Source organism: Kribbella sp. NPDC054772 (genome assembly GCF_053611945.1).
In genome coordinates, this window is sequence record NZ_JBSHBJ010000004.1 from 49,389 (window position 1) to 62,370 (window position 12,982).

At 69.1% G+C, this 12,982-nt stretch carries 11 protein-coding genes; 4 read left to right on the forward strand and 7 right to left on the reverse strand.

Annotation, left to right across the window (positions count from 1 at the left end):
• Positions 1-38 precede the first annotated feature (38 nt).
• On the forward strand, positions 39-1,661 hold the full coding sequence (pgm, locus tag ACWGID_RS08340; protein WP_452195716.1) for a phosphoglucomutase (alpha-D-glucose-1,6-bisphosphate-dependent): 1,623 nt from the start codon (positions 39-41) through the stop codon (positions 1,659-1,661).
• Here pgm and ACWGID_RS08345 read toward each other — a convergent pair.
• The 7 genes from ACWGID_RS08345 to ACWGID_RS08375 all read right to left on the reverse strand — a co-directional run bounded on the left by ACWGID_RS08345 (position 1,658) and on the right by ACWGID_RS08375 (position 9,981).
• Complete coding sequence (locus ACWGID_RS08345) at positions 1,658-2,035, reverse strand: DUF3037 domain-containing protein (RefSeq protein ID WP_452195718.1); 378 nt, start codon at positions 2,033-2,035, stop codon at positions 1,658-1,660. The two genes, pgm and ACWGID_RS08345, sit on opposite strands and share 4 nt — an antisense overlap.
• The gene (locus ACWGID_RS08350; RefSeq protein WP_452195720.1) at positions 2,032-2,769 is read right to left on the reverse strand and encodes a HipA family kinase; all 738 of its coding nucleotides are present in this window, start codon (positions 2,767-2,769) and stop codon (positions 2,032-2,034) included. Before ACWGID_RS08350 ends, ACWGID_RS08345 begins: the two co-directional genes overlap by 4 nt.
• A gap of 107 nt (positions 2,770-2,876) precedes the next feature.
• Positions 2,877-4,655 (reverse strand): glycerophosphodiester phosphodiesterase family protein, encoded by a 1,779-nt coding sequence (locus tag ACWGID_RS08355; RefSeq protein ID WP_452195722.1) that lies wholly within the window; start codon positions 4,653-4,655, stop codon positions 2,877-2,879.
• Positions 4,656-4,767: 112 nt separating this feature from the next.
• Positions 4,768-5,490 (reverse strand): hypothetical protein, encoded by a 723-nt coding sequence (locus tag ACWGID_RS08360; protein ID WP_452195724.1) that lies wholly within the window; start codon positions 5,488-5,490, stop codon positions 4,768-4,770.
• 46 nt (positions 5,491-5,536) lie between these two features.
• Positions 5,537-8,191, reverse strand: a complete 2,655-nt coding sequence (locus ACWGID_RS08365) for an ABC transporter permease (protein ID WP_452195726.1) — start codon at positions 8,189-8,191, stop codon at positions 5,537-5,539.
• On the reverse strand, positions 8,188-8,955 hold the full coding sequence (locus tag ACWGID_RS08370) for an ABC transporter ATP-binding protein (protein ID WP_452195728.1): 768 nt from the start codon (positions 8,953-8,955) through the stop codon (positions 8,188-8,190). The genes ACWGID_RS08365 and ACWGID_RS08370 overlap by 4 nt, the downstream gene beginning before the upstream one ends.
• Before the next feature lie 420 nt (positions 8,956-9,375).
• A complete protein-coding gene (locus ACWGID_RS08375; protein ID WP_452195730.1) occupies positions 9,376-9,981 on the reverse strand; it encodes a hypothetical protein in 606 nt (201 codons plus the stop codon).
• Positions 9,982-10,356: 375 nt separating this feature from the next.
• Between ACWGID_RS08375 and ACWGID_RS08380 the strand changes: the two genes are divergently transcribed.
• From ACWGID_RS08380 to ACWGID_RS08390, 3 genes are all read left to right on the forward strand, one after another.
• On the forward strand, positions 10,357-10,758 hold the full coding sequence (locus ACWGID_RS08380; RefSeq protein WP_452195732.1) for a hypothetical protein: 402 nt from the start codon (positions 10,357-10,359) through the stop codon (positions 10,756-10,758).
• Positions 10,759-10,840: 82 nt separating this feature from the next.
• Positions 10,841-11,950: a GNAT family N-acetyltransferase gene (locus ACWGID_RS08385; protein WP_452195734.1), complete on the forward strand. Its 1,110-nt coding sequence runs from the start codon at positions 10,841-10,843 to the stop codon at positions 11,948-11,950.
• Complete coding sequence (locus tag ACWGID_RS08390) at positions 11,922-12,872, forward strand: potassium channel family protein (RefSeq protein ID WP_452195735.1); 951 nt, start codon at positions 11,922-11,924, stop codon at positions 12,870-12,872. Before ACWGID_RS08385 ends, ACWGID_RS08390 begins: the two co-directional genes overlap by 29 nt.
• Positions 12,873-12,982: the final 110 nt, after the last annotated feature.

Below are 12,982 nucleotides of genomic sequence, written 5' to 3' on the forward strand. Positions count from 1 at the left end.
CCGTTCGGCGCCACCGTCTGTTGTGGTTGCATGTGGTCATGCACCCACGCGCAGGCCAGCCCGCACAGCCCGAGGACCTCGTCGACGTCGACGCCCTGCTGAAGGCGTACGACGACATCACTCCGGACGTGCGGAACCCCGCCCAGAAGGTCGTCTTCGGTACGTCGGGACACCGCGGCTCGAGTCTCGACGGCGCGTTCAACGAGGCGCACATCCTGGCGATCACGCAGGCCATCTGCGAGTATCGCGCCGGACAGGGGACGACGGGCCCGCTGCTCGTCGGCAGGGACAGCCACGGTCTGTCCGAGCCGGCCTGGCGCACCGTCCTCGAGGTGCTGGCCGGGAACGACGTACAAACGCTGGTGGACAGCGGCGACCGGCTCACGCCGACCCCGGCCGTCTCGCACGCGATCCTGCGGCTCAACCGGGGCGCCGGCGCGGACGCCGACGGCATCGTGATCACGCCGTCGCACAACCCGCCGCGCGACGGCGGCATCAAGTACAACCCACCACACGGTGGTCCGGCCGACTCTGACGCGACCAGCTGGATCGCGAACCGCGCCAACGACCTGATCGTCGCCGGCAACCGCGAGGTACGCCGGAAGCCGTTCGAACAGGCCCGTCAGCACGCGGGGGACTACGACTTCGTCGGCCACTACGTCGACGACCTGCCGTCGGTGCTGAACCTTGACGTGATCCGTTCGGCCGGCGTGCGGATCGGCGCGGACCCGCTCGGCGGCGCAAGCGTCGACTACTGGGCCGCGATCGCCGAGCGGCACGGGCTCGACCTGACCGTGGTAAACCCGCGGATCGACCCGGCCTGGTCGTTCATGACGCTCGACCACGACGGCAAGATCCGGATGGACTGCTCCTCGCCGTACGCGATGGCGTCGCTGGTCGCGCAGCGGGACAAGTACGACGTGGCGACCGGCAACGACGCGGACGCCGACCGGCACGGCATCGTCACCCCGGACGCCGGACTGATGAACCCGAACCATTACCTGGCCGTCGCGATCTCCTACCTGTTCAGCAACCGCCAGTGGGGTGCGGACGTCGCGGTCGGCAAGACGCTGGTGTCGTCGTCGCTGATCGACCGGGTGGTCGCGGACCTCGGGCGTCGGCTCTGGGAGGTGCCGGTCGGGTTCAAGTGGTTCGTGCCCGGGTTGGTCGACGGCTCGGTCGGCTTCGGCGGTGAGGAGTCGGCCGGTGCGAGCTTCCTGCGCTTCGACGGCACGGTGTGGACCACGGACAAGGACGGCATCCTGCTGGCGTTGCTGGCGAGCGAGATCACCGCGGTGACGGGGGAGACGCCGTCGCTGGCGCACGCCAAGTTGGTGGATCGGTTCGGCGCCTCGGCGTACTCGCGGGTGGACGCGCCGGCCACGCGCGAGGAGAAGGCGAAGCTCGCCGCCCTGTCCGCGGATGCGGTCACCGCGACCGAGCTGGCCGGTGAGCCGATCGTCGACCGGCTGACGAAGGCGCCGGGCAACGGCGCCGCGATCGGTGGGCTGAAGGTCACCACGGAGTCGGCGTGGTTCGCCGCGCGACCGTCCGGAACCGAGGACCTCTACAAGATCTACGGCGAGTCGTTCAAGGGGGCCGCGCACCTGGAGCAGGTGTTCGCCCAGGCCCGCGACGTCGTGTCCGAGGCCCTCGCCTAACGCACGAACGCGTCGAGCAACCGGTCCAGATCCGCGGCGGGATCGCTCGTCAGCCCGCTGTGGATCGGCCCGGGGTGGACGACGGTACTGCGTGGCGCGGCCAGCCACCGGAACCGTTCACTGATCGTGGTGGCGGCCGCCGGTCCGCCGGCCGGATCGCCCGCGCAGATCGCCCGGATCTGGTCGAGGGACGCGCACACCACGTCCACGTCGACCGCCGGGTCGAGCGCCCGGAGCCGGGCCGGGTCGACGTCCCACCCGGCCGCGAGGAAGTCGAGCGCGCGGCAGTAGAGCACCGCGCCGACGTTGATGAACTCACCGCGCTGGATACGCGGCGCGGCGCGCAGGATGACGTAGTCGAACGGCGCCGTCATTTGGCACCTCCAGGCATCCACGCGGGCCGGTTGTCCAGACGCGCCAGCAGATGACCGAGGTACCGGTCGCGGTCGCCCTCTTCGATCCATTCGTCCGGCACGAGCCCGATCACTTCCTTCAGCAACTCCGGCGTGATCGCGGCGGCCAGCTCGGCGTCGACCGCGGGAACACCGGGGGCCGCGACCGAGAAGACGTGGTCGGACGCGTCGTACGGGAGGCCGGCGAACTTCTCCGCGGGCATCCAGGAGTGGTGGAAGTACAGCGCGGCGCCGTGGTCGATCAGCCACAGGTTCTTGTGCCAGACCAGCAGGTTGGTGTTCCGCCACGACCGGTCGACGTTGGCGACGAACGCGTCCAGCCAGAGGATCCGCGCCATGCCCTCGTCACCGGGGTTGCCGGCCGAACCGTCGTACCCGAAGGAGCCCGGGAGGAAGTCGACGGCCAGGTTCAGGCCGGCGCTGCGGATCAGCAGCTCCTGGATCTCGAAGTCCGGCTCGGACCGGCCGATCGCCGGGTCCAGCTCGATCAGCTTCAGCTCCGGCACCCGCAGGCCGAGGCGGCGGAACAACTCGCCGACGATCACCTCGGCGACGAGGGCCTTCGGCCCCTGGCCGGCGCCGTGGAACTTGATCACGTACGTGCCCAGGTCGTTGCCCTCGACAACACCAGGCAACGACCCACCCTCACGCAGCGGCAGCACGTACCGGGTCGCGGTGACAACAGGCAGACTCACGCCGCAGAGCTTAATGCGCGGACCTCCAGGCCATCACAATCACCCACCCGGCCGGCGCGCACGCGGCAGACCGGCCGGGCGAGCGGATTGTGATGGCCTGGCGGTCCTCAGCCGCGGAGGAAGTCTTCGAGGCCGTGGAGGTCGTCGGTGTTGAGGTAGTCGACGCCGGCGTCGGTGAGTTCACGCCAGAGCGCCTCGCGGGCCGCGCCGGGGGTGTCCGGGGTGGCCCAGAAGCGGACCTTGTAGCCGGCGTGGTGGGCGGTGGTGACGATGTCGTGCAGCTTGGTCTTCTCGGCCGCCGGCATCGGGCCGACGCCCTGCCAGGTGAAGGCGTTCGTCCAGTTGTCGCTGACGAGCGGCATCAGCGACGCCGGCATCCCGGACTGCAGGTCGGCGAGGCGTCCGTCGTACCCGGCGTAGCGGATCTTCTGCGCCTTCAGGACGTCGAGCGGGCGGTTGCCGCTGATCACCGAGGTGACGGCACCCTTGTGCACCCGTCCGTCGACGAAGGCGGTGCTGATCCCGCGGTACTTCGCGAGCGCCTTGTCGAGCGCGGCGTACGTCGAGGGTCCGTCGCTCTTGATGTCGATCAGCAGCTGGAAGTCCCGACCGTGCTGGTACACCTGCCCGTGGTTCTCGCGGACCCGGTCGGCCAGCGGTTTCAGGTACAGGCTCTCCAGGGTGCGGCCGGGCTTGGCGTCGGCGAGATCGTGGGCGACGCGCAGTTCACCGTCGACCAGCCAGACATCCGCCTCGACGCTGTTGAACCCACGGTCGAGCGCGTCCTGCAGCGGCCGGCGGTGGTCGTAGTCGTTGTGCGCGTGCGCGGACGGCAGCGCACGGACTGCCGGAGCGTCGAACGCCTTCGGCAGCCGCATCCCGTTGGCGCGGACGACGTCGCGGACCCGGTCCGGGTAGTCGCTGATGATCCCGTCGACACCCTGGTCGACGAACCACTGGAGGGTCGCCGGGTCGTCGACGGTCCACGGGATCACCTTGAGACCGGCGTCGTGGGCGGCCTGCACGGTGTCCTTCGTGAAGTACGGGCGGAACGCGGGGTCGCTGATCTTCCCGCCCTGCGGGAACCCGTCGACCGGTGAGATCGCCGAGGCGCCGAACGACTTCACGGCCTTGATCGGGTCGCCGCCGAAGTCGTCGATGTCGATGCCGCCGAGCCACGGCGACTTGCCCGGCTTGCCGACCTGCAGGAAGTCGTAGTTGTCCAGGGCGACCAGCGGCAGCTCCGGCATCACCTGGCGCATCCGCATCAGCGAGCCCCAGTCGAAGCTCTGGATCGTGACCTGCTTGGCGATCTTCGCCTTGCGGATCTCGCTCGCGACGACCTGGACGAACTGCTCGCGCGGCGCGGTCTCGGACGGCGCGCCGGCCTCGACCTTGGTCTCCACGTTCAGCTTCACGTCGTTCGCGTGGTAGCGGTGCACGAGCGCGAAGACGTCCTTGAGTTCGGGCATCCGCGCGCCCGGGTCGGGCTGCTGCTGCGGGAAGTTCGAGAGCGGCTGCGAACCGCAGTCGAGCTGCTTGACCTGCTTGAGCGACAGCGTGTTGATGAACTTGCCGACGTACGGGTACTCCGGGTCGCCCGCGGTGTACGGCGCGGTGTCGCGACACTTCTTGCCGTCGACCTTGCGGTCGTGGGTGACCACGGCGTACCCGTCCTGGGTGATCTGGACGTCGAGTTCGAGCGTGCTGACGCCGAGCTGCAGACCGTGCGAGAACGACGCGATCGTGCTCTCGACCGTGAGCCCGAGGCCACCGCGGTGGCCCTGGATGTCGAAGGTGCCGCGAGCAGCGGCGGCCGGGGCGGCCGGAAGCAGCAGTCCGGCGATCAGCGCGCACGGGAGCAGTGCGCGGGGAAGGCGGCGCATGAGGGGTTCCTTCCGGAGGGGTGGTGGGCGGACGCCCCCGAGGCTGGCTGCCGCAGGAGTACCCACGTCCTCGTGAAGGTAACCGACAAGCGGCCCACTGGTGACCAGACAACTACGGTGCGGAGGTGATCCGCCGTACCGACTGGCTCTCGGCCGTGATCGCGCCGTTCTTGAACGCCTTGTCCAGCGTGCCTTCGGTACGCCGGGTCAAGGTGAGGTCGACGGGACAGGTGGTCGTCGGCTTGGTGCCAGGTGAGGGTGTGCCCGCTACGGGTTTGATGGAGCCGATCGGGATGCTGGCCGACGTACGCCCGGGCTCCAGCTGCAGGCTGCCGTCCTGGATGCACCCTCCGGTCCAGGTGAGGATCGTGGGTGTCTCCGACGGTTGGCTCTCGAAGCGCACCGGGATCGCCGCGCGGCGCGAGTACGTCGTGGCCGCGAGCGGGGCGACCAGACGGACTCGCTCGGGAAGTTTGACGGTGGACTGCGGTGCCGCGTCGTCGTTGCTGCCACGGGTCAGGTCGAACGTGATCTCGGTGCCCGGATCGACCACTCCGTCGAGCTGACCGGTGTACTCCGTGACTCCGGCCGCACGGTGATGCTTGAGGCCCGCGTCCTTCCCGCCACCGGAGGCCTTGATCGACTCCTTGTCACCGAGCTCGACGAACGTCAGAGTCCCGACGCGGAACGAGGCACTTACCTTCGCGGCTTCGGTGGACTCGGGCAGCGTGACCACGTAGGTGGCCGTCATTCCACTGGTGCGGATGTCCTTGGACTCGACCGTGGAGCACCCGGCGAGGACGAGCAGCACTGCGAGGGCGGCAATCCGTTTCACGAGCAGCGAAGCTAGCAGCGCGTGGGGTTAGTGCTCCTGCGTAGAACTACTCGTACTGCAGTGCCTCCAACGGGTTGAGTCGTGCCGCGCGGCGAGCCGGCCAGATCGCGGCGAAGATTCCGACGACCACCGAGAGGACCGCGAAGATCACCAGTTGCCCGACCGGGACGGTGAACGCGATCTCCTCCAGCCGGGAGGCCAGCAGCGCGGCGAGCACCATGCCCAGGACGATCCCGATCACCGCGCCGATCAGCGCCGTGATCACGCTCTCCTGCCGGATCATCCGTTTCACCTGGCCCCTGGTCAGGCCGATCGCGCGCAGCATGCCGAGCTCGCGGGTCCGCTCGAAGACGGTCAGCACCAGTGTGTTCACGATGCCGAACAGGCTGACCAGGACCGACAACGCGAGCAGGACGTACAGCACGTTCAGCAGGCTCCTGATGCTGTCCGTCTGGGCCTTCTTGAACTCCGCGATCGTCACGGCCTTGGCGTTCGGGAACGAACCCAAGGCATCGTTCAGCGTGGCCGTGTTGGCCGCCGTGACCCCGCCCTGCATCTTCAGGAAGGTGTAGATGTTCTGCGGCTGCGGGTTCACGGCGTCGAAGGTGGCCGTCGCGATCGTCACGTTCCCGAACGGCGATCCGCCCGCGGGCGGCTTGAAGATGCCGCGCACGGTGAACGGGACCGTCTTGCCGGTCACCATCTTCAGGCTGATGGGCGAACCCAGGCTGAGCGAGTGCGCCTTGGCGTAAGCGGAGTCGACGATCGCGCCGTCCGGCACCAGCGCCGACAGCGACGCCTGGGAGCCGGCCTGCCAGTCGAAGTTCAGCAACCCGGATGCGTCCTGGTCGACGGCCGTGATTTGGATGGTCTTGTCGAAGGCATGGGCCTCACCACCGCGGACACTCGTCAGCTGTTGGACCCCCGGCACCCTCGCTGCCGTGGCGGCGACCGTCGGCGGTAAGGGGCTGAAGTTGTTCTGCGCGGTGATCGCGTAGTCCGAGGTGGAGATCCGGTCGACGGCGTCCTCGAACGGCTTGATCAGGCCGGCCCCGAGCATGGCCACCAGCGTGACCAGGGCGAGCCCGATCATCAGGGCCGCCGCGGTCGACGCGGTCCGGTGCGGATCACGCCGGCTGTTCTGTCCGCCGATCCCGACCGCCGGCCGGTCCGGGAGGACGCGGGGGAACTCGGGATGCTTGCCGAACAGCCGCCGGATCGCCCAGAACGGTACCAGGATGATCGGCCAGATCAGCGCCGTGAGGACGACGACCGACCAGCGCGCGACGGGATCCGCGACGGCCGCCAGCGGACGGACCAGCCGCGAGGAGAACGCGGCGATCCCGATGAACAGCAACAGGACCCCGGCTCCGAGCAGGATGAGCAGCGTGCGCGTCTTCAACCCGTTGGCGAACAGACCGACGACCACCAGCGCGATGCCGACGGCGGCGAGCAGCGCGGCACCCAGCGGACGGTACCGGTGGAACCGTCCGGGCGCGATCGACGCGCCTTCGCGGACCGCGGCGATCGGGGGTACACGGGTCGCCCGCCAGGCCGGCCGCAGGCTGGCGAGGATCGTCACCACGACGCCGACCACCAGCGCGACCAGGATCGTCCGGGTCTTGAAGACCAGCCCGTTGTTGGGCAGCGTGAAGCCGATCGAGTCGAACAGGTTGAACAGCCCGGTCGCGATCGCGAGCCCGAGGAACAGCCCGACGACGGCCGACAGCAGTCCGGTGACGAACGCCTCGAGGACGACGGACCCGAGGATCTGCCGGCGGGAGGCGCCGAGGGTCCGGAGCGTCGCGAACTCGCGGGTGCGCTGCGCGATCGTGATCGACAACGAGTTCGCGATCACGAACGACCCGACGAACAGCGCGATCGCGCCGAACACGAGCAGGAACGTCTGCAGGAAGTTCAGGAAGCTCGTGGTGTCCGAGGCGTCGTTGGCCGCCTGTTGCTCGGCGGTCCGGACCTGGGTCCCCGGCGGCAGGACCTGCTGGACGGCGTTGACGAGCTCCTGGTCGCTGGTGCCGTTCTTGGCGGCGAGCAGGATCTGGTCGAGCTTGCCCGTTTTGTCGAACAGTCGCTGCGCGGTCCCGAGGTCGAACCCGGCCAGCGTCGCGCCGCCGATCGACGACACCGCTCCGAACTCGACCAGCCCGGAGATCCGCATCCGCTGTTCCGCGCCACGCGCCTGTACGCCGATTGCGTCGCCCGAGTGGAATCCCTTCTTCTGGGCGGTCTGGGTGTCGATCACCACCTCGCCGGGATGCGGCCAGGACCCGTTGATCAGCGTCAGCGAGTTGAACTGCGGCAGCGCGGGATCGACGCTGAAGCCGAGGTTCGGCGCGCCGCCGAAGACGATCGCCTTGCCGTCCTTACCGATCAGTTGCGCCTCACCGCTGACCCCACCACCGGCCGCCCCGACCTGGGGCAGGTCGCGGACCTTCGGCAACAGGGTGTCGGAGAACGACGGCGCGGCGGATCCGTTCTGCCCGGCCTCGAACGCGGTCTTGCCGGTGATCGCGGCGTCGGTGTTCTTGTAGTTCTGGGTGAAGATCGAGTGGAACGCGGACGTGATCGAGTCCGTCAGGACGTAGGTTCCCGAGATCAGCGAGACCCCGAGCACGACGCCGATCGCGGTCAGCGCGGTGCGGAGTTTGCGCGCCAGCAGGCCCTGCAGGGCGAAGCGGATCACTGCAGGTCCAGCGTGTCGATGATCTGCAGGATCTCGTGCTGGTCGGAGCGTCCGGTCTCCTTCACGATCTCGCCGTCGGCCAGGTACAGGACCCGGTCGGCCATCGCGGCCGCGCGGGCGTCGTGGGTGACCATCACCGTGGTCTGCCCGTACTTCTCCACCGAGGACCGCATCAGCGTGAGGATCTCGCCGCTGGTCCGGGAGTCGAGGTTGCCGGTCGGTTCGTCGGCGAAGATCACGGTCGGCCGCGACACCAGGGCGCGCGCGATCGCGACCCGTTGCTGCTGGCCGCCGGACAGTTCTGCCGGGCGGTGCCCGAGGCGGTCGGTGAGGCCGACCCGTTCGACGAGGTCGTCGAAGTACTCCGGATCCGGTTTCTCGCCGGCGATGGTCAGCGGCAGCACGATGTTGTCCCGCGCACTGAGCATCGGGAGCAGGTTGAAGAACTGGAAGATGAAGCCGATGTGCTGCCGGCGGAGCTTGGTCAGCGCGTCGTCACCGAGGGTCGTGATCTCGGTACCGTCGATCCGCACCGAGCCCGAGGTCGGGCGGTCCAGGCCGGCGAGGATGTGCATCAGCGTGGACTTGCCCGAGCCGGACGGTCCCATCACCGCGGTGAGCTGTCCGGGTTCGATCTGCACGCTCACGCCGCGCAGCGCCCGGACGGCGGTGTCCCCCTCGCCGTACACGCGGACGATGTCGGCCGCGCGGACGACTTCGGTCGGCCGCGCGGAATCAGTTGTCTGCCCATTTACGGAGACCATGCGCCCTCCCCGGCGGATCAGCGGCCCCCCGGCCGATCGGTCACCTCTTTCGAGTGTGCGCCTCCTCGGCGATCAGATCTACCCACCCCCCCGCGGGCGGCGACCGAACGGCGCGTTGACCCGGCGGGCATACTCCGACGCGGTCCGTGAACGGGACTGCAGCGCATGGGTTCGCCGTTGCCGCAGGCAACCCAGACGTGGTTGCTACTGGCAACAGTTGCCTGGGGAAGAGTGAAGGCGTCGGACCGGGAAGCGCCTCACGGCGCGTGGCCGCTCGTAGCGGCTTATTTTGGGACCCGGGGCTTGCACCGGCCCGACACCTCGAACAGTGTAGCGGGTGCTCAAACCCCTTGTCCTGTTGAGATCTCGGGCTCCGAGACGGCGATCACGCGCCATAACACCAGGACGCGTCGGGCGCAACTACCAGAGCTGTCCGGCACGTTCGGCGCGGGCCGCGGTCTCCAGTTGGTCAGCGGTCTCGACCAGTTTCGAGGCGGACAGGACCTGGTCGTGCCCGTCGTCGGCCAGGTGCGCGCGCCCGGTCGCCACGATCCGCGCGAACGCCGCCGCCCGGTCCAGGGTGATCGCGAAGTCACCGGTCGCGACACCGCGCAGTACGGCGTCCACCATCTCGCGGACCTCGGTCGGGCCGGGGGGCTCGGCGACACCGGCGACGACGGCGTGGACTTCGGCGTACTTGCGGCCGGTGGCGAACTCGCGGGAGACGGCCTCGGCGTTCGAGTGCACCCAGGAGCGCAGGACGTAGAGCCGCCAGAGCGCGCCCGGCAGGGAGTCGGCGGGGGAGTCGGACCAGAGCTCGGCGAGCTCGTCGAGACCGTACTCGTCGGCCAGTTTGACCACCCGGGCGTGCACCTCGGAGTCCTCGGACTTCCGCACGCCGCGGACCAGCAGTTCGGCGGTCCGGTGGGCGGCCTCGGTCACGGTCGCCGGGTCGGCCGCACCGGGCAGCGACTCGAACAACTTGTTGCCGGGCAGGATCGGCCGACGCGGATTGGGGGAGGTCACGGCCTCCATGGTGCCTGACGCGGCGAACGTCCGCATGCCGACGCGACAGGCAGCCCCGAAATGCGCCGGCGAGGGTGCGAAATGAGCGACGTGACGAAGCTGAGCGCATACTGGTGTCCTGATGGAGTCTTCTCGCGCGACGACGCGTCGTCACCTGCCCACGAGTCCTTTCACCGCCCGGACCGCAGCCCCGATCAAGACATTCGAGACTGGTGACCGGGTATCCCACGACAGGGAGGGCATCGGCCGCATCAGCGCTGTCGAGGGCACTCGCGCGGTGGTGGTCGACCTGGGAGGCGGCCGGCTGCTACGCGTCATGTCGCCGTTCGACAAACTGCATACGCTCTGACCGGCTGAGGTCAGTACGCTCGACCCATGGCGGGTGCGGGGAAACCGAATAGCAAGCTGGCCAAGAACGTCGTCAAGTACGGCGTGCGGTACGGGCCGCTGGTCATCGAGGCGGTCCGGCACGGGCGGGAGCCGGCGCAGCAGGCGGTGCAGGCCGCGTGGGCGAAGCGGTCCGCGCGGCGCAAGGCGGTCGAACATGCTCTCACCGTGCGCGACGGTTCCTTGCTGAAGGTGATCAAGGACGGCGCGGCGATCTTCTTCGTGTTCTCCGGGGACGCGATCGTGACGACGTACCCGCCGGTGCCGCAGAGCAGCTATCCCGAGTTGCTCCGGCACGCCGACCTGGACCAGCGGGTGACCGCGGTGGTGCTGGCCGCGCGGAAGGTGAAGATCACGCCGCACCTGCCGAAGGTCCGCCGGAAACGTTGACGCGGGCGTAACATCCCGGACGCGGCGGAGCAACAGGCCGGACGGAGAGTAGAAGGACGTTTCCACGAGGGAGGGCGTCCGCATGCTCTGGAAGATCAGGACCGAACTCGCCGACCGGCCCGGTGCCCTGGCCGAACTCGCTGCACGGTGTGGTGCGGACGACATCAACATCCTCCACCTGGAGGTCTTCACCGCCGAGACCGGCGCGATCGACGAGCTGGTCGTCTCCACCGGGGTCGGCTGGACCGCTGACGATCTGGCGGCCCTGGTCGCGGAAGCCGGATGCGTCGGTACGACGGTGCGCCCGTGCCAGGCCGACGTACTGAACGACGCCCCGACGCGGTACCTGCGCGCCGTACTGCGGCTGATCGACGACCCGGTGTCGGTGGACGACGAACTCGGGAACCTGCAGGGGTTCGAGGAGTACACGCCCGCCGAATGGGCCCGCGCCGATGTGCTGGTGGAGATCGCCGGGCGGCTGTCCGAGCGCTTCGAGGCGCCGGCGGGGCCGCGGCCCGGGAGCGGCGTCCCTGTGCTGCGGACGGCGACCGTCGAGGACGCCGACGCCGTCGTGGCGATGCACGAGCGGTGCTCGTACGAGAGCCGCACGCGCCGGTACCACGTCCCGATGCCGAAACTCACTGCCCGGACCGCGCGGCACCTGTCCGCGCCGGCCGGTGGCGTCTCGATCGTCGCCTGCCTCGACGGCGCGGTGATCGGGATGGCGACCGCGGCGCCGTGGGAGGAGCTCGGGAGCACGACGATGGAGGTCGCGGTCCTGGTCGAGGACGGCTGGCAGGGGCAGGGTCTCGGACTGCGGCTGCTGCGCCAGGTGGTCGACTCCGCCCGTACGCTCGGCGCCGACCGGGTGGTCTGCATGGTGCAGCCGGAGAACCACGCGATGCTCCGAACCCTCGAGCGGTTGCGGATGCGGTCCAGGGTGGTGCGGGACGGCGACAGTCTGATGGTGAGTGTCGCACTGTCCGACCGGAGCCTGTCCTATGCGATGGATCGGCCGTCCGTGCAATATCGTCGTACCCGTGCCACCCCTTCCCACCGGTCGGAACCCACACGGTCTGCTGGTCAACCTGCCCGCGAGCACGCGCTCGCCGCTCTTTCAGCTCTTCAGCCGATTTCTGGTCGCGCTGGGACTGCTGACCGTGATGGTGCTGATCGTGGTGGTCGACCGTGACGGGTACCGGGACAGCTACGACGGCAAAGTCGACCTGATCGACAGCATCTACTACGCAACCGTCACGCTCACCACGACCGGGTACGGCGACATCACGCCGGTGACGCCCGCTGCCCGGCTGGTGAACGCCTTCATCGTGACTCCGCTGCGGATCGCGTTCCTGGTGGTTCTGGTCGGTACGACACTGGAAGTGCTGGCCAACGAGGGTCGCCGGATCATGCGCGACACGCGCTGGAGGAAACGGATGAAGGACCACACCATCGTCGTCGGCTACGGCACCAAGGGCCGGTCCGCGGTGCAGACGCTGCTCAGCAACGGGGTGAAGCGGGACAGCATCGTGGTGATCGACCCGCGGGCCCAGGCGATCGGTGATGCCGGCAACGACCAGATGGCCGCGTTCCACGGTGACGCGACCAACCGGACGGTACTGCGGCGCGCCGAGGTGATGACCGCGCGCGAGGTGATCGTGACCACCGACCGGGACGACTCGGCGGTGCTGGTCACGCTCGCGGTCCGGCAACTGAACTCGAGCGCGCACATCGTGGTCGCGGTCCGCGAGGAGGACAACGTGCCGCTGCTGCGGCAGAGCGGCGCCGACGCCGTCGTCACCTCGTCCGAGGCGGTCGGCCGGTTGCTCGGCCTGTCCGCGGTCAGCCCGAACCTCGGTGAGGTGATGGAGGACTTGCTGACGTACGGCGAGGGTCTCGAGGTCGCCGAGCGGCCGGTGCTCGGGCGCGAGGTCGGCAAGCCGCCGTCCGCCGTACCGGACCGGGTGGTGTCGGTCGTCCGCGACGGCAAGGTGCACCGGTACTACGACTCGAACGTGTCGGTGCTGGCGGCCGGGGACAAGCTGATCGTGGTCCGGCCGGCCAAGGAGACGCCGTGGGCCGAGCGCCCGGGCGCCGAGGAAGACGACGAGTAGTTCGTCACACCGTAGATAACAGCTTGGCCATCCGGCCGTCCTGAGGTTGACCGCTGGCCGACGGCGCCCTACTGTCTCGCTTGTAAACGATTACAAGAACGATTACAGGA

Coding starts and splice junctions, on each gene's coding strand:
- pgm (WP_452195716.1), top strand. CDS start 39: ATGCACCCACGCGCAGGCCAGCCCGCACAGCCCGAGGACCTCGTCGAC.
- ACWGID_RS08345 (WP_452195718.1), bottom strand. CDS start 2,035: ATGACGGCGCCGTTCGACTACGTCATCCTGCGCGCCGCGCCGCGTATC.
- ACWGID_RS08355 (WP_452195722.1), bottom strand. CDS start 4,655: ATGCGCCGCCTTCCCCGCGCACTGCTCCCGTGCGCGCTGATCGCCGGA.
- ACWGID_RS08370 (WP_452195728.1), bottom strand. CDS start 8,955: ATGGTCTCCGTAAATGGGCAGACAACTGATTCCGCGCGGCCGACCGAA.
- ACWGID_RS08380 (WP_452195732.1), top strand. CDS start 10,357: ATGGCGGGTGCGGGGAAACCGAATAGCAAGCTGGCCAAGAACGTCGTC.
- ACWGID_RS08385 (WP_452195734.1), top strand. CDS start 10,841: ATGCTCTGGAAGATCAGGACCGAACTCGCCGACCGGCCCGGTGCCCTG.
- ACWGID_RS08390 (WP_452195735.1), top strand. CDS start 11,922: ATGGTGCTGATCGTGGTGGTCGACCGTGACGGGTACCGGGACAGCTAC.